This window comes from Mesorhizobium sp. WSM3860, assembly GCF_002294995.1.
Lineage (GTDB): Bacteria > Pseudomonadota > Alphaproteobacteria > Rhizobiales > Rhizobiaceae > Mesorhizobium.
Map to the genome: position 1 here is coordinate 68,090 of NZ_NSGF01000008.1, position 15,957 is coordinate 84,046.

Sequence of the window (15,957 nt, forward strand, 5' to 3'; positions counted from 1 at the left end):
TGTCGTGACGCAGGTCAGGACTGAAGCCCGTTTCACGTCTGCTGGAAAACTGCTCCAACCGGTCAAAATCCGCTCAAATCTTTTGCTTATTGCTCGAACAGCTTTAAGGGGATGCCTTGCGCCTCGCTTGCGAGACACAAGGCTGGAGCCGGTATGCAATCCAGGGAAGTGCCTTATTTCAGCCAGTGGGAATCGCCCGGCATGACTTTGCCGCTTTTGGCCGAGGGACCATCGGCTCTGCACCGCGACCCGCTGTGGCGCAATTCCGGCGCGGAGACGATTGAGGATTATGCACGCTGGGCCGTCAATGTCTGCGGCATGGCCTGCCTGAAGATGATCCTTGCCGCACGCGGCGAAATTCATCCGACGCTCGAGCTCGCCCGCGCCTGTACGGCCTATGGCGGCTATGTCGTCAATGAAGGGGACGGTACGATCAAGGGGCTGATCTACGAGCCCTTCGTCCGGTTCGTGCGCGAACGTTTCGGTCTGTTCGCCGAAACGACGACGAATGTCGAGATGGCCGCGGTGCCCGGACTTCTTTCCAAGTGGCGCTACTTCATTGCCTCGGTTCATCCAGGCATCCGCTGGCCCGAGCGCGAGCCGCCGTCGAAGGGCGGGCATCTGGTGCTGGTGACTGCGGCCTCGCCAGGCGAAATCCGCTTCCACAACCCTTCCGGGCACGACCGGCAGAGCCAAGCGGACGTCACGCTGCCGCTCGCCAGTTTCGACCGCTTTTTCGCCCGGCGCGGCATCGCCGTCGGTTTCTGATCCTGAGCATTGTGGAGATGTCGATGGCCGAGAAAAAACTGCGTATTGGTGTGCTCTTTGGCGGGCGGTCCGCCGAGCACGACGTGTCGGTGCTTTCGGCGACCAATGTCATGGGGGCGCTGGAGCCGGCGAAATACGATGCCGTTCCAATCTTCGTCACCCGCGAAGGGCAATGGCTGCTCAGCCGCTTCGAGGACGGCGCGCTGGCGAAACCGTCGAACGGAGCGGAGGTCTGTCTGGTGCCGGGCGGGCATGGACGAATGCTGGCCGTTCCGGCCAAAGGGCCGCCGTACGAGCTGCCCGCGATCGATATTCTGTTTCCCGTCCTGCACGGCCTGCATGGCGAGGACGGCGCCGCGCAAGGACTGGCGGAGGTGGCGCGCGTGCCGCTTGCCGGCTGCGGCATTCTCGGTTCCGCAACAGCGCTGGACAAGGATATCGCCAAGCGGCTGCTGAGGGCGGCCGGCCTGCCCACGGCACGGTCCATCACGATCCTGGCCGAGGCCGCGCCTGGCTTCGCGCAGATCGAGCAGGCGCTCGGACTCCCGGTCTTCATCAAGCCGGCCCGCCAGGGCTCTTCCGTCGGCGTCAGCAAGGTCTCCGATGAAGCCGGCTATCAGGCAGCGCTCGCCGAAGGGTTCAGGCACGACGGCAAGCTGCTGGCGGAGGAATTCATCCGTGGCCGCGAGATCGAATGCAGCGTGCTTGAGGACACGGAAGCTGGCCTCTTCGTCTCCCGTCCCGGCGAGATCGTGCCGGCCGAAAGCCACGGCTTCTACAGCTATGATGCCAAATATATCGACAAGGATGGAGCAGCACTTAAGGTGCCCGCCGAACTGCCCGACACGATCGAAAGCGAGATCCGCGAGACCGCGGCCAAGGCGTTTCGCGCGCTGGGCTGCGACGCGATGGCACGCGTCGACTTCTTCGTAAGACCGGACATGACGTTCCTGATCAACGAGCTCAATACCATTCCGGGCTTCACCGACATCAGCATGTACGCCAAGGCAATGGCGGCAAGCGGCATCAGCTACCCGGAAGTCATCGACCGGCTGGTGGCGCATGGGCTGGCGCGTGCCGCCCGGTCGATCTGATAGACGGAAGAACACACGAACGGGCGGCCTTGAGAGCCGCTCCTTCTCAGAGCACCAAAGCGCGTCGCGCTGAAACCGCCTCACGCGAGGCGCTCTGATCATGTTTCGTCCGTCGGCGCTGCCCCTCATTGCCCTGCCGGGCATTTCTCCCCGTATAGTGACGGGGAGAAAGATGCCGTCATCGATGGTTTCGCCTATCGCCGGCGGTGCAAGAATGGCGATGCGGCTGCGGACAGGACCCTTCTCCCCGTCACTATACGGGGAGAAGGTGCCAGCAGGCGGATGAGGGGCAGCGCCGACGTTTCCAATGCTGCCACTAGTGCGCCGCGCGACGCGCTTCAGGCCAGCCTACTTCGCGTTCGGGTTCGGCATCCAGGCCGGCATGGCGACATCGGCATGGGCGAACTGCGGCAGCTTGGCCGACAGGTCCTCCATGTTCTTGATGTCCTTGTCGATGAGCTCCTTCTGGGTAATCAGCGTCGGCGGCACGATGACGTTGTGGCCGGGATCCTCGCCGGCGAGCAATTGCGCCAGCGCGCGCACCGAGACCTGGCCGACCACGGCCGGGTTGGTGGCGGCGGTGGCTGCCCAGGCGCTGTCCGGCTCGCGCATCGCGGCGATGTCGGACGTCGATATGTCGGCCGAGTAGATCTTGATGCCCTTGTTGAGGCCGGCCTCGTCGACGGCGATCTTCACGCCTTTGGCGAACTCGTCATAGGGCGCGAACATGACCTTGATGTCGGGATGCGCCTGCAGCACCGAGCGCGCCTGGTTGGCGACGGAATTGGCGATCGGATTGTCGAGGGTGCCGAACATGGCCACTTCGCTGATGCCTGAATGTTTCTTCTTCACGTCGACCCAGGTCTCGTTGCGGCGGTCGAGCGGGGCGATGCCGGCGACATAGACATAGCCGGCCTTCCAGGCGTCGCCATTGTCCTTGACCGCCTGTTCGAGCGCGAGGCGGGCGAGATCGCGGTCCGACTGCTCGATCTGCGGGATCTTCGGATTGTCGACGTTGACGTCGAAGGCGACGACCTTGATGCCGGCGTCGACCGCGCGCTGGGCGGCGTCCTTCATCGATTCCGTCAGGCCGTGCTGGATGATGATGCCCTGCACGCCGAGCGCGATCGCCTGGTCGACCATGTCGGCCTGGAGTGCCGCGTCCTGGCGGCTGTCCAGCACGCGCAGATCAACACCGAGCGCCTTGGCCTGCGCCTCGACGCCGGAGAGATAGGCCTGGAAGAAGTCACCGGTGGAGAGATAGCGCACCAGCGCGATCTTGACGCCCGGCTTGTCGAATGGCGCCGGACGGTCCGCCGCCAATGCTGTGCCCTGCATTAGCAGCGCCGCGCCCGCGAGGCCGAGTGCGGCCTTCCCCAAAAGTCTTCTTGTGATGCTCACTTCGTCTTCCTCCGTTTTGTTCTCAATGCCCCGGTCGAAACTATCTCTTGCCCCTGCCGGAAAGGGCGAAGGTGAAGACAAGGGCGACGACGAGCACCGCGCCCTTGACGAAATCCTGCGTGTAGTAAGGGGCGTTCATCATCGTCAGGCCCTGCAGCAGGACACCGACGAACACCGCGCCGACGGCCGTGCCGAAAGCGTTGGGCTTGGCGGCGCCGAGCACCGCGTAACCGATGAGCGCCGCGGCTACTGCGTCGAGCAAGAGATTATTACCCGAGGCGATGTCGCCGCGTCCAAGCCGGGCAGCGAGCAAAATTCCGCCGATCGAGGCAAAAACTCCCGAAATCACGTAGGCCCAGATTTTGTATGCCTTGACAGGGGCGCCGGCGAGCTCGGCGGCGCGTTCGTTGCTGCCGACGGCATACATCATGCGGCCGAAGCGGGTGTATTCGAGGAAGAACCAGATGAGCGCGGCGAGCACGATGAGCACCACCACCGAGACCGGGATCAGGTTCGGAATGAAGAAGTCGATGCGGTGGCGGCCGAGCGCCAGGAAGGTCTCGCTGAACTTGCCATTGGCGACCGAGCCGTCGGGCATCGTCATGCCGGTGGCGATCGAGCGGCCTTCGGTCGGAATGCGCTGCAGGCCGAGCAGCAGGAACATCATGCCGAGCGTCGCGAGCAGATCCGGCACGCGCATGTAGACGATGAGCCAGCCGTTGATCAGGCCGACGACCGCGCCGATCACCAGGCAGGCGATGACGGCGACGATGGCGTTCTGCTCCAGCACAACCATGGCATAGGAAGCCGCCATCATTGCGCTGGTGGCGACCGAGCCGATCGACAGATCGAAGCCGCCGACGACAAGCGTCGCGGTGACGCCGAGTGCCAGCACGCCGGTGATCGCGACCGACTGGAAGATGAAGACGGCGCTTTGCGGCGAGGCGAAGCCGTCGGCGGCGATCGCGAAATAGGCGATCAGCCCGACCAGCAGGACGATGAAACCATAGCGGATAGCATAGTCGCGCAATGTCATCGAACGCTCCCGCGCTGCTGCCCTCTCCGCCAAACTGGAACTCATGCCTGCACTCCAAACCTCGTCATCCATACGATCTCACGCCGCGCTGGTGAGCGGCCCGCCGGCCACTTCAGCCAGCAGCCGATCGAGATCGATGTCATCGTTCCTGTGCTCGCCGACGATCGCGTGCTCCGACATCACCAGGATGCGGTCGGCGGTCTCCAGGGCCTCGTCGATTTCGGTGACGAAGAGCAGTGTGGCGCGGCCGTCGGCGCTCGCCCTGAGCTTGGTTGCGATGTCGCCCCGAGCCGAGATATCGACGCCCTGGAACGGCTCGTCGAGGATGAACAGGCGCGAGGCCTGCGACATCCAGCGCGCGACCATCACCTTCTGCTGGTTGCCGCCCGAAAGCGCGGAAAGCTCGTCCTTCTCGGAGCGGCAGACGATGCCGAACTCGTCGATCTGGCGGCGTGCGGCAGCCCGCTCTGCCCGCTTCTTCATGACACCGAAGCCGGACATGCGCTTGAGAAACGGCAGGCTGATGTTGCGTTCGATGTTGAAGCCGCCGACGATGCCGCTCATCGCGCGGTCCTTGGCCACAAGGAAGACGCCGGCAGCGATCGCCTCGCGCGCGGATCCCGGTGCGTAGGGCTTGCCGTCCATATGCATGGTGCCGGCGAGCGGCCTGCGCACGCCGAACAAAGTTTCGGCGAGCGCAGTCTTGCCGACGCCGACCAGGCCGGTGATCGCCACCACCTCCCCGGCGCCGAGCGTCATCGAGATCGGTCTGGCGCCGTGTGCCAGTTGCAGGCCTTGGGCGGTGAAGACCGCGCGCGCCGAGCTTCTGGCAATGACCCGGTCGAGAAGGATCTTGCGGCCGAGCATGGCATTGACAGCGCCCTCATAGTCGAGCGGCTTCCGGTCGAACACGCCGGAGACGACGCCGTCGCGCATCGAGACGATGCGGTCTGCCAAGCGCCTGATGTCGGACATGCGATGCGAGATATAGAGGATCGCGACACCCTGCCCGCGCAGCCTGTCGATCAGCGCGAACAGCCGGTCGGCCTCGGCACTCGACAGCGAGGAGGTCGGCTCGTCGAGGATCAGCACTTTCGGCCGGTGCGCCATGGCGCGGGCAATCGCGACCATCTGACGATCGGCGAGCGAGAGGTCCGCGACGCGTGCCCTAAGATCGATCGTAAGCCCCATGCGGTCGGCGACGGCCCTGGCTTCGACGCGGACCTCGGCGGGCTTGAACAGCAGCGATGCGCCCTTGCCGCTCAGCCGGTCGAGCGTCAGGTTGGTGGCGACGTCGAGATCGGCGACAACGCCGTCATTGATGTTCTGATGAACGGTGACGACGCCGGCGCGGATCGCTTCTGCCGGCGAGCCGGGATCGAAGGCCTGGCCGGCGAGCCGCATCGTGCCGCCGCCGCGCGCGTAAACGCCGCTGATGATCTTGACCAAGGTGGATTTGCCGGCGCCGTTGGCACCCATCAGCACGGTGACCTCGCCCGCATAGAGGTCCAGCGAGATGCCGCCAAGCACCTCGTTCTGGCCGAAGGATTTCCTCAGGCCCTCCACACGGAACACGGCATCTGCGCCCATTCGTTCCTCCCTGATCCATGACGCTATGGGCTCACTCGGCAATTGTCAACACGATTGACAATTGCCAGAGCGCTCCCTAGCTTGGCCCCGCCGCCGTGGCTCCGCTATCGTTGGACACCACGCGCAGGAGGGAGAGGATGACCGGGAAGTTCGAAGCATTGTCGGTGGGGACGCTGCCGAAGCGCCTCGGCGAGACCACGGCGCTAACCGAGCGCATTGGCAAGAACGCCAGCCGCTGGAAAGTACGCGAGGTTGGCGACGGCAATCTGAACCTCGTTTTCATCGTCGAGGGCGACCAGGGCGCGGCGGTGGTCAAGCAGGCGCTGCCCTATGTGCGGCTGGTCGGCGACAGCTGGCCGCTGCCTTTGAAGCGCTCCTTCTTCGAGTATCACGCGCTGAGGAGGCAAGAGCGCCGAGCGCCAGGCTCGGTGCCGGCGATCTATCATTTCGACGAGGACCAGGCGCTCATTGTCATGGAGTATCTGGCGCCGCCCTACATCATTCTGCGGCGCGCGCTGATCGAGGGCAGCGAGCTGCCGAACATTGCGCGCGACATCGGCCTGTTCATGGCCCGCACTTTGTTCCGCGGCTCGGACCTCTCAATGATGACAAGAGAGCGCAAGGCCGATCTCGCGCTGTTCGCCGACAATGTCGAGCTCTGCGACATCACCGAGAACCTGGTGTTCTCCGATCCTTATTTCGACGCCGAGATGAACCGGCATACCAGCCCGCAACTCGACCGCCTGGTGGCCGAATTGCGCGCCGACCGCGACCTCAAGGTCGAGGCGCAGCGGCTGAAGCACCTCTTCGCCGCCAATGCCGAAACACTGCTGCATGGCGACCTGCATTCCGGTTCGATCATGGTGACCGACACCGAGACCCGGATGATCGATCCGGAATTCGCCTTCTACGGCCCGATCGCCTTCGACGTCGGCATGCTGCTCGCCAATTTCTGGATGGCCTTCTTTTCGCAGTGCGGCCATGAGCAGAAAGGTAGCCGGGATTCGATGCGCGCCTACCTGCTTAAGGTCACGGCCGAGAGCTGGGCGGTGTTCCGCGCCGAGTTTTCGCATCTGTGGCGGACCGAGCGCACCGGCATCCTCTACCAGAAGAGCCTGTTCGAGGATCAGGGCGACCTGCTCGGTTCCGAACAGGCGCTCGACCACATGCTTTCCGGCATCTGGACCGACCTGCTCGGCTTCGCCGGCATCGAGGTGCACCGGCGTATCCTAGGCCTCGCCCACAATGCCGATTTCGAGACCATTGCCGACGCAGACCTGCGCGCCAAATGTGAAGCAAAGGCGCTGCGCTTCGGCCGCCACATCGCCGTCAACCGGCGTCAGATCCACAGCATCGACGAGGTCAACGCATTGGCCGCGCTGATCGAACAGGAGAAGAGCCTTTGAACGTCGGCGAACGCCACTACCGCACAATTTGGCTCAGCGACGACAAACGCTCGGTCGAGATCATCGACCAGCGCTGGCTACCGCATGAGTTTCGCATCGAGACGATCGGAACCGTTGCCGGCATCGCCACCGCGATCCGCGACATGTGGGTGCGCGGCGCGCCGCTGATCGGCGTCACCGCCGCCTACGGCGTCGCCATCCAGATGACCGATGATCCATCGGACGAAGCGCTCGACGCGGTTTGGGAGACGCTGCACAAAACGCGACCGACGGCGATCAACCTGCGCTGGGCGCTGGACGAGATGCGGCGCTTTCTCAAACCGCTGGCGCCGGGAGAGCGGGCCGAGGCCGCCTACCGGCGCGCCGCCGAGATCGCCGACGAGGATGTCGGGCTCAATCGCGCCATCGGCGAGAACGGGCTTGCCATCATCAAGGAGATCGCGGCGAAGAAGAAGCCGGGCGAGACAGTCAACATTCTCACCCATTGCAATGCCGGCTGGCTGGCGACGGTCGACTACGGCACCGCCACGGCGCCGATCTATCTGGCGACGGAAGCCGGTATTCCCGTGCATGTCTATGTCGACGAGACCAGGCCGCGCAACCAGGGCGCCCAGCTGACCGCCTGGGAAATGGCCGGCCACGGCGTACCGCATACGCTGATCGTCGATAACGCCGGCGGGCATCTGATGCAGCATGGCGACATCGACATGGTGATCGTCGGCACCGACCGCACGACGGCCAATGGCGATGTCTGCAACAAGATCGGCACCTATCTCAAGGCTTTAGCCGCCGCCGACAACGACGTCCCTTTCTATGTCGCGCTCCCCTCGCCCACCATCGACTGGACGGTCGCCGACGGGCTTGCGGAAATCCCGATCGAGGAGCGCGCCAGTGACGAGGTTTCGTTGGTGTGGGGTAAGACGGCCGACGGCAAGGTCGCGCAGGTGCGCGTCTCGCCCGACGCAACGCCGGCGGCAAACCCCGCCTTCGACGTGACGCCGGCTCGGCTGGTGACAGGGCTGATCACCGAGCGCGGCGTGGCGAAGGCTTCGCGCGAGGGGCTGAAGGCGATGTTTCCCGAGCGGGGATAATCTCCCCCCTTGAGGGGGAGATGTCGCCGAAGGCGACAGAGGGGGTCGGTTCGACTGGGCTGGCCTGCCGGCCATCTCCCCCTCAAGGGGGGAGATCAGCGCTCCATAGACGGCGCCAATTGACATCAATAGTCCGTCCCTTCATACAAACCGCGTTAAGTTCTCAGGGCGGGGTGAAAGTCCCCACCGGCGGTAAGAGCACTTGGTGCCTCAAGCCCGCGAGCGCCTCCCGGCAACGGGAGGGTCAGCAGATCCGGTGCGATTCCGGAGCCGACGGTTACAGTCCGGATGGAAGAGAACGTATGCAAGGACGGTCCGCTCGGGCGGGCCGGTTTTTGCGTCGTGCGTCCTGATTCTGGTTCGAAACGGAAGGAAGGACCCATGAATCAGCATTTCCCCAAAGGCAAAGAAATCCGCCGCGTCGCCATCATCCGGGCGCGCTGGCATGCCGACATCGTCGACCAGTGCGTGACCGCCTTCGAGACGGAGCTTGCCGCTCTCGGCGGCTTTGCCGTCGAGATCTTCGACGTACCGGGAGCGTACGAAATCCCGTTGCACGCCAAGACGCTCGCCGAAACCGGCCGCTACGCCGCGATCTTAGGCACCGCCTTCGTCGTCAACGGCGGCATCTACCGGCATGACTTCGTTGCGAGCGCCGTCATCGACGGCATGATGAGCGTGCAGCTTGCGACGGGCGTGCCGGTGCTCTCGGACGTGCTCACGCCGCACAACTACCATGAGAGCGCCGAGCACCGCCGCTTCTTCCACGAGCATTTTTTGGTGAAGGGCAAGGAAGCGGCGAAGGCCTGCGTCGAAATCCTTGCCGCGCGCGAGCGGATCGCCGCTTAGGCTCGATCTGGGCCGGATTTCAGCCCTGCAATAAGAATTGCGGCCGAAAAGGCTTCAAAAGGTTGCGGTAGCTTAGAAATCCGGCCAGAAGCAACGGGGCCGCCCGCCCGGGCGGTCTTTTCAAACACGGGCTAGAACCAGATACGGGAGACTATTCGTTGGCTCGCATCACACTGAGACAATTGCTCGACCATGCCGCCGAACACGGCTATGGCGTGCCTGCCTTCAACATGAACAACATGGAACAGGGCCTCGCCATCATGGAGGCGGCCGAGGAGACCAAGTCGCCGGTCATCCTCCAGGCGAGCCGCGGGGCGCGCGCCTACGCCAATGATGTCGTACTGGCCAAGCTGATCGACGCGCTGGTCGAGATCCATCCCGACATTCCGGTCTGCATGCATCTCGACCACGGCAACAACGAAGCGACCTGCGTCACCGCGATCCAGTACGGCTTCACCTCGGTGATGATGGACGGCTCGCTGAAGGAGGACGGCAAGTCGCCGGCGGATTACGCCTATAATTCCGGCATCACGCGCCGCGTCGTCGATATGGCGCATTGGGGCGGTGTCTCGGTGGAAGGCGAGATCGGCGTGCTCGGCTCGCTGGAGAGCGGCGGCGGCGAGCAGGAGGACGGTCACGGCGTCGAAGGCGCCATCAGCCACGATCAGTTGCTTACAGACCCGGTGCAGGCCGAGCAGTTCGTGCGCGACACCCATGTCGATGCGCTGGCGGTGGCCATGGGCACCAGCCACGGCGCCTATAAATTCTCGCGCAAGCCCGATGGCGCAGTGCTGGCGATGAGCGTGATCGAGGAGATCCATCGCCGCCTGCCCAACATGCACCTGGTCATGCACGGCTCATCCTCGGTGCCGGAGGAACTGCAGGAGATCATCAACAAATATGGCGGCCAGATGAAGCCGACCTGGGGTGTGCCGGTGGAAGAGATCCAGCGTGGCATCAAGCACGGCGTGCGCAAGATCAACATCGACACCGACAACCGCATGGCGCTGACCGGCGCGATCCGCAAAGTGCTGATCGAAAACCCTTCCGAGTTCGATCCGCGCAAATATCTGACGCCGGCGATGGCGGCGATGAAGAAGCTCTGCAAGGAGCGCTTCGAGCAGTTCGGCACAGCCGGCAACGCGCCGAAGATCAAGCCGATCCCGTTGTCGGACATGGCCAAGCGCTACAAGTCCGGCAGCCTCGACCCGAAGTTCGGCTGAGCCAACTCCTCCCGCGACCGGGTTCCAGCCGGTCGCGGGAGCACGCCCGCCCTCCCCCACAGCAGCAATTCGGCGGAACTCCATGTCATCGGCATCGGTCAAGGAACCATCCATGGCCGAGCTTAGTTGAACTGTCCTGACGCAATGGAGGGTGCGCCGACCGGCGTCGCCGACGGGAAATGCTCGAGCCGCTCTGCTGCGACATGCCGCTTCATCCAACCTGGCCGGATCTCGTTGCGCGGATGTTGCTGACACTGGTCGCGGGCTTCCTCATTGGCTTGAATCGCGAGGCGCGCGGCCATTCCGCGGGCCTGCGGACGACCATCCTGGTCGGCCTCGCGGCATGCGTCGCCATGGTCCAGGCCAACATGCTGCTCGACATTGCCGGCAAGGGACCGGACTCATTCGTGCGCATCGATGTGATGCGCTTCCCGCTCGGCGTGCTCACCGGCGTCGGCTTCATCGGCGGTGGCGCCATCCTCAGGCGCGGCGATCTCGTCACCGGGGTGACCACCGCCGCCACCATGTGGGTCATGACGATGATCGGGCTGGCCTTCGGCGGCGGCCAGTTCGGTCTCGGCGCGATTGCGACGGTATTGACCCTGGTGACACTGCAGGCCCTGAAATGGGTCGATCTCAATATCTCGCGTGACCACAAGGCGGTCATCTCGGTCTCGTGGGCCAAGAATTCACCGCCGGACCTTCAGGAGATGGTACGCCCGCTCGGCTATTCGGCACGCTTCATGGGCATGGAACACGACACCGACCGCGATCGCTTTGTGTATTCCTTCATGGTTCAATGGAAACAGCCTGACGCGATCTCACCTTCGACGGACGCACTGGCGCTTGTCGGCGAGCACTGCACGGTCGAGCGGTTCGAGGTGATCAGCGAAAAGCCGTCCTGAGCGACGCCGCCACTTCAGCAAATTCACTCGGCCGCGCCTGGCGTTTCGGCGTCGGCGCGAACAAGCTTGATGTCGGCGCCGGCAGCCCAGGCGCCGATGTCCTCCCGGCGCAGCGCCGCCGCCATCATGTCGGGAAAATGGTCCGGCGTGCAGGCGAAGACCGGGACGCCCAACGCCGCAACCGAGCCGGCCATGGAGGAGTCGTAGCCGGGACGGCCCTGGTCAGTGAGCGCCAGAAGCACAACGACATTGACGCCCGACCGCACCAGCGCAGCCAGCCGACGAAGCAGTTCCTGGCCGTTGCCGCCTTCGTAGAGGTCGGTGATGAGGACGAAATGCGCCTTGGTCGGCCGCTCGATGCGCTCGGCGCAATAGGCGACGGCCTGGTTGATGTCGGTTCCCCCGCCAAGCTGGACGCCGAACAGCACTTCGACCGGATCGCTGAGCTCTTCCGTCAGGTCGACGATCGCGGTGTCGAAGCAGACGAGCTTGGTGCGCACGACCGGCAAGGAGGCCATCACGGCCGCGAAGATCGAGGCGTAGATAACCGAGCTTGCCATCGAGCCGGACTGATCGACGCAGAGCGTCACTTCGTCGAGGTCGACCAGCCGACGCTGGCGGCGCATGAAGCCGACGAGCTTTTCCGGCACCACGGTCTTGTGGTCTGGCTGGTAATGGCGAAGGTTCGCCGCGATCGTGCGCGGCCAGTCGATGTCGCGCTGCCGCGGCCGGTTGGTGCGCCTGGAACGGTCGAGCGCGCCGCGGATCGCCTCGGCGGTCTTCTGCTCGAGACGCTGCATCAGCTTGGCGACGATGTCGGAAATGATCGAGCGGGCGATGTCCTTGGTCTTTTCCGGCATCGCCGAGCGCAACGAGACCAGATCGGCAACGAGATTGACGTCGGCCTCGATCGCCTTGAGGAATTCCGGCTCCATCAGCATCTGCTTCAGGTTCAGCCGCTCGAAGGCGTCCTTCTGCACGACCTGGACCACCTGCTCAGGGAAGAAGGCGCGGATATCGCCCATCCATTGCGCGACGCGCGGCGCCGAGCGGCCGAGCCCGCCACGCCGCTTGCGCGGATCGCCGGCGTCGCCGCTGCCATCGCCATAGAGCGCGTCGAGCGCAGCCGAAAGCCGGCGATCCTCCGTCGACAGCGCCGAGGAGGACTCATCGTCGGCGCCGATCGCCAGGCGCCACCGGCGCTCCCGCTTCCCCTCCGCAGGATCGAGGTCCGGCCCGATCGTTTCATCATCCATGGCTGGGCTCCCCCGTAAGCAGCTTGCCGAGGAGACCAAAATGCCGGCGCCAGGCCTCGCCGCCATCGGGCGCCGGCGTCAGACCAGCGGGCAGGCTCGCCCTTCGGCCGAGCACGGCCTCGATCAGGCGGCGGCGCTCCATGCTGTCGAGATTGGAAAAGACGCGGCGCAGCAGCGGCAGATGCGCAACGAAGGCTTCCTCGTCCAGCGATGCCAGCCAGGCATCGACGGCACCGCGCAGCCCCTCGTCATAGATCAGCCTCTGGCCGGCGCCGCTGAAGAAGCCTTCGAAAAAGGCGGCGGCATCGATGACCGGCGTTCCGGGCGACAGCCGCTTTGCCAAGAGGTCGGCCGTGGCCTCGGCGGAGAGGTGCCCGGCCTCGTAGAGCAGATGTGCGGCGCAGCCGGCGACGAGCGCCGTCGAGCGCGACGAATCGAGCACGGCCGCAAGGCCGTTCCGCCAGGCATCCAGGACATGCTCGTCCGGCTCGACCAGCTTGATCGCCTCGTCGGCCTTGCGCAGCGCCGCCATCAGCGCCGCGGCGGCCTGCGCGTCGAGATCGCGCGCGGCGTAAGGCAGCGCGATCGCGCCTTCGATGACCAGCCGCTCCAAGAGGCCGGCAAGGCGCTGCGTCTCGGTCGTGCGCGCTTCGCCATAGCGGATGATGTCGGCAAGCGGCGGCACCGACGCCAGGAGCTCCTGGCATTCGCTGCTATGCGCCGCCTTCTCCTCAAGCGCGGCGAGGCCGGCTGCGGACGCCTCGCTCAAGGCGGCGGTGATCGCGCTTTGCACCAGCGTGGCCAGAGCATCGAGCGTCGAAGCGGCGCCGATCATCTGGACAAGGCGGCCGTTGGCGGCCTTCTCGATTGTCGGTCCGTAGATCAGGTTTTCGACCAGGCGCACGGCATATTCCGGCTGCCAGGCCAGCATCCAGCGCTCACGGAACGTGCCGCGGCTACGGCCGACGTCCGTCAGCCTGCCCCAGTTCACGCCGAGCACGTTCAGCCGGTGCAGAAGCGTCGACCGAAAGAGGCCGCTTTCGCTGCGCAGGTCGAGCGAGAGCTCGCGCTCCAGTGCTTCAGGCTTGAGCCGCGCGGCCTTCTGGTTGCGCTGCAGGTCGTCGATCAGCGGCGCGAGCGGCGTGTCGGCTGGAATCTCGCCGACATCGGCGCCGAGCAGCAGCTCGGCCTCGACCATCTTCCACAGCAAGGCCTCGCCGTTGAAAAGCGCCGCGATGGAGGCCTCGCGCAGTTCCTCGAAACCCGGCTTCGGGCGCTCGCGCAAGGCGGCAAGCGCCCGCGCCAGACGCTCCGCCTCGATCAGCGAGGCGGTTGAAATCATATGGCCCTTCGCCCTGAGAACCGAAGCGATCCGCGCGAGCCACAGCACCGAAGCGTCATCCTGGCCACGCGTCTGCCACAGGTGCTTGCACCAGCCCGGCGCGACGACACCGGCGCCATAGCCATAGCCCAGCGCCAGCCGCGGGCCGGTCCATGGGGCGAAGGTCATCGTGGTCTTGCGCCGGCCGATGCCTTTGAGCAGTGCCTGGTCGCTCTTTTGCGTATGCGCAGCTTGCAGGGCGGGCACATGCCAGGCGCCGCAGACGACGGCCAGCGGCCCGTAGATTTCTTTCCGCGCAGCGGCGATCTCCAGCCGCATATGCGCCTCGCGCATGGCCTCGAATTTGCCAATGGCCGTCTCGCCGTCGCGCAGCGTCGTCATCGCGTCGGCGATGGCAGCGAAGATCGGCCCGGGCGCGGGATTCTGCTCGATGATATCGGACCACCAGCTTTCGCCGTCCTCATAGCCGGCGGCGCGCGCCAAGGTGCCGATCGGATCAAGGATCCGCGAGCTTACTTCGCCCTGCTCTTCGGTGGCCTCCGGTTCGTCCGCATCGGCGTCGGTCGACCCCTCGGGCCCTTGGTCGGCAAGCCGCGCGGCGGATGGCAGGTCGATGAAACGCAGCGCCGCCTTGTTGGCGACGGCCCACAGCGCCGCCTGATATTCGGGAGAGAATTCGGCGAAGGGCCAGAAACGCGTCGCGGCGGGATCGTCCTCGGGATAGCAAAGCAGCGCCACCGGCGGCTTCATGTCCGGGCTGGCAAGCAGCGGCAGCAAGGGCGAGGCATCCACCGGCCCCTCGATCAGCACGGCGGCCGGCCGCAACTCCTGCAACGCTTCAACCAGGCTCGCGGCCGAGCCCGGCCCGTGATGGCGAATGCCGAAATAGCTGATGCCGCCTTGCGTCATGGCTCAAATGGCTGCGTTGAGGGCCGCGTAGTAACCGGCATAGTCCGGCCGCTTCTTCAGCACCGTCTCGAGGTATTCCTCGAGCACGACCTTGTCCTGGACCGGGTCCTTGACGATGGCGCCGACCAGGCTCGGCGCCAGGCCTTCGGCGTGGAGCTTGCCGCCGTCGAACCAGGCCGCCTGGCTGAGGCCGCTGATCATCGTCGCGATGGCCTCGGCGGTGGAGAGCGAGCCCGACGGCGTCTTCAGCGTCACCTTGCCGTCGGCGGTCGCGCCGGAGCGCAGCTCACGGAAAATGGTAAGCACCCGCGCAATCTCCTCGCCGACGTTTTTCGGCACCGGCAGGTCCAGTCCGCCGGCCATCTCGCCGACGCGCCGGGACACGATCGAGACCTCTTCCGCCATGTCCCCCGGCAGCGGCAGCACCACGACATTGAAACGGCGCTTCAGCGCCGAGGAGAGTTCGTTGACGCCCTTGTCGCGATTGTTGGCGGTGGCGATGATGTTGAAGCCGCGTTGCGCGTAGATCGAGGTGTTCAGCTCCGGCACCGGCATCATCTTTTCGGACAGCACGGTGATCAGCGTGTCCTGCACATCGGAGCCCATGCGCGTCAGTTCCTCGAGGCGGCAGAGCTTGCCTTCCTGCATGGCGCGGTAGAGCGGCGTCGGCACCAGCGCCTCCTGGCTCGGCCCCTTTGCCAGGAGCTGCGCATAGTTCCAGCCATAGCGGATCTGGTTCTCGTCGGTGCCGGCCGTGCATTGCACGATCAGGGTCGAGTTTCCCATGATGGCGCCGGCGAGATGTTCCGAGACCCAGGACTTCGCCGTTCCCGGCACGCCGAGCAGGAGCAGCGCCCGGTCGGTCGCGAGGGTCGCCACCGCGGTTTCCATCAACTGCCGACGTCCGACATATTTCGGAGTGATAAGCGTGCCGTCGCTCGCCTTGCCGCCCATCAGGTAGGTGAGGACGGCCTTGGGCGACAAGCTCCAACCGGCAGGCTTCTGGCGGTCGTCGTCGCGCGCGAGCGCCTGCAGTTCGGAGGCATAGACCTGCTCGGCCGGAAGGCGGATGGCTGCGTTCATGCGA

13 protein-coding genes and 1 riboswitch are annotated in these 15,957 nt (G+C 65.1%); of the genes, 7 read left to right on the top strand and 6 right to left on the bottom strand.

Going from position 1 to position 15,957, the window contains the following annotated elements:
* Positions 1-153 precede the first annotated feature (153 nt).
* Both CK220_RS15070 and CK220_RS15075 read left to right on the top strand, forming a co-directional pair.
* The gene (locus tag CK220_RS15070; protein ID WP_095812293.1) at positions 154-768 is read left to right on the top strand and encodes a hypothetical protein; all 615 of its coding nucleotides are present in this window, start codon (positions 154-156) and stop codon (positions 766-768) included.
* A 17-nt stretch (positions 769-785) separates the two neighbouring features.
* A complete protein-coding gene (locus tag CK220_RS15075; protein ID WP_095812294.1) occupies positions 786-1,862 on the top strand; it encodes a D-alanine--D-alanine ligase family protein in 1,077 nt (358 codons plus the stop codon).
* Between the two features lie 348 nt (positions 1,863-2,210).
* Here CK220_RS15075 and CK220_RS15085 read toward each other — a convergent pair whose 3' ends face one another.
* The 3 genes from CK220_RS15085 to CK220_RS15095 all read right to left on the bottom strand — a co-directional run bounded on the left by CK220_RS15085 (position 2,211) and on the right by CK220_RS15095 (position 5,889).
* Complete coding sequence (locus CK220_RS15085) at positions 2,211-3,263, bottom strand: substrate-binding domain-containing protein (protein WP_095812295.1); 1,053 nt, start codon at positions 3,261-3,263, stop codon at positions 2,211-2,213.
* Between the two features lie 40 nt (positions 3,264-3,303).
* The gene (locus CK220_RS15090) at positions 3,304-4,299 is read right to left on the bottom strand and encodes an ABC transporter permease (protein WP_095812296.1); all 996 of its coding nucleotides are present in this window, start codon (positions 4,297-4,299) and stop codon (positions 3,304-3,306) included.
* 78 nt (positions 4,300-4,377) lie between these two features.
* Complete coding sequence (locus CK220_RS15095; protein WP_095812297.1) at positions 4,378-5,889, bottom strand: sugar ABC transporter ATP-binding protein; 1,512 nt, start codon at positions 5,887-5,889, stop codon at positions 4,378-4,380.
* A gap of 137 nt (positions 5,890-6,026) precedes the next feature.
* Here CK220_RS15095 and mtnK point away from each other — a divergent pair, with 137 nt between their 5' ends.
* From mtnK to CK220_RS15120, 5 genes are all read left to right on the top strand, one after another.
* Positions 6,027-7,295 carry an S-methyl-5-thioribose kinase gene (gene mtnK, locus CK220_RS15100; protein WP_095812298.1) on the top strand — a complete coding sequence of 423 codons (1,269 nt, stop codon included), beginning with the start codon at positions 6,027-6,029 and terminating at the stop codon, positions 7,293-7,295.
* On the top strand, positions 7,292-8,386 hold the full coding sequence (mtnA, locus tag CK220_RS15105; RefSeq protein WP_095812299.1) for an S-methyl-5-thioribose-1-phosphate isomerase: 1,095 nt from the start codon (positions 7,292-7,294) through the stop codon (positions 8,384-8,386). Before mtnK ends, mtnA begins: the two co-directional genes overlap by 4 nt.
* A 155-nt stretch (positions 8,387-8,541) precedes the next feature.
* A riboswitch (FMN riboswitch) is annotated at positions 8,542-8,690 on the top strand.
* Between the two features lie 77 nt (positions 8,691-8,767).
* Entirely contained in the window at positions 8,768-9,235 is a 468-nt protein-coding gene (locus CK220_RS15110; protein WP_095812300.1) for a 6,7-dimethyl-8-ribityllumazine synthase, read from the top strand.
* A gap of 158 nt (positions 9,236-9,393) precedes the next feature.
* Positions 9,394-10,458: a class II fructose-bisphosphate aldolase gene (gene fba / locus CK220_RS15115; RefSeq protein WP_095812301.1), complete on the top strand. Its 1,065-nt coding sequence runs from the start codon at positions 9,394-9,396 to the stop codon at positions 10,456-10,458.
* 242 nt (positions 10,459-10,700) lie between these two features.
* Positions 10,701-11,363 (top strand): MgtC/SapB family protein, encoded by a 663-nt coding sequence (locus CK220_RS15120; protein WP_245429214.1) that lies wholly within the window; start codon positions 10,701-10,703, stop codon positions 11,361-11,363.
* Between the two features lie 23 nt (positions 11,364-11,386).
* On the opposite strand, the gene CK220_RS15125 is transcribed toward CK220_RS15120, so the two are convergent.
* From CK220_RS15125 to CK220_RS15135, 3 genes are read right to left on the bottom strand one after another with little or no spacing between them, the layout of a single operon-like run.
* The gene (locus CK220_RS15125) at positions 11,387-12,619 is read right to left on the bottom strand and encodes a VWA domain-containing protein (protein WP_095812303.1); all 1,233 of its coding nucleotides are present in this window, start codon (positions 12,617-12,619) and stop codon (positions 11,387-11,389) included.
* Positions 12,612-14,870, bottom strand: a complete 2,259-nt coding sequence (locus CK220_RS15130) for a DUF5682 family protein (RefSeq protein ID WP_095812304.1) — start codon at positions 14,868-14,870, stop codon at positions 12,612-12,614. Before CK220_RS15130 ends, CK220_RS15125 begins: the two co-directional genes overlap by 8 nt.
* Before the next feature lie 3 nt (positions 14,871-14,873).
* A complete protein-coding gene (locus CK220_RS15135) occupies positions 14,874-15,953 on the bottom strand; it encodes an AAA family ATPase (protein ID WP_095812305.1) in 1,080 nt (359 codons plus the stop codon).
* Between the last annotated feature and the right edge of the window lie 4 nt (positions 15,954-15,957).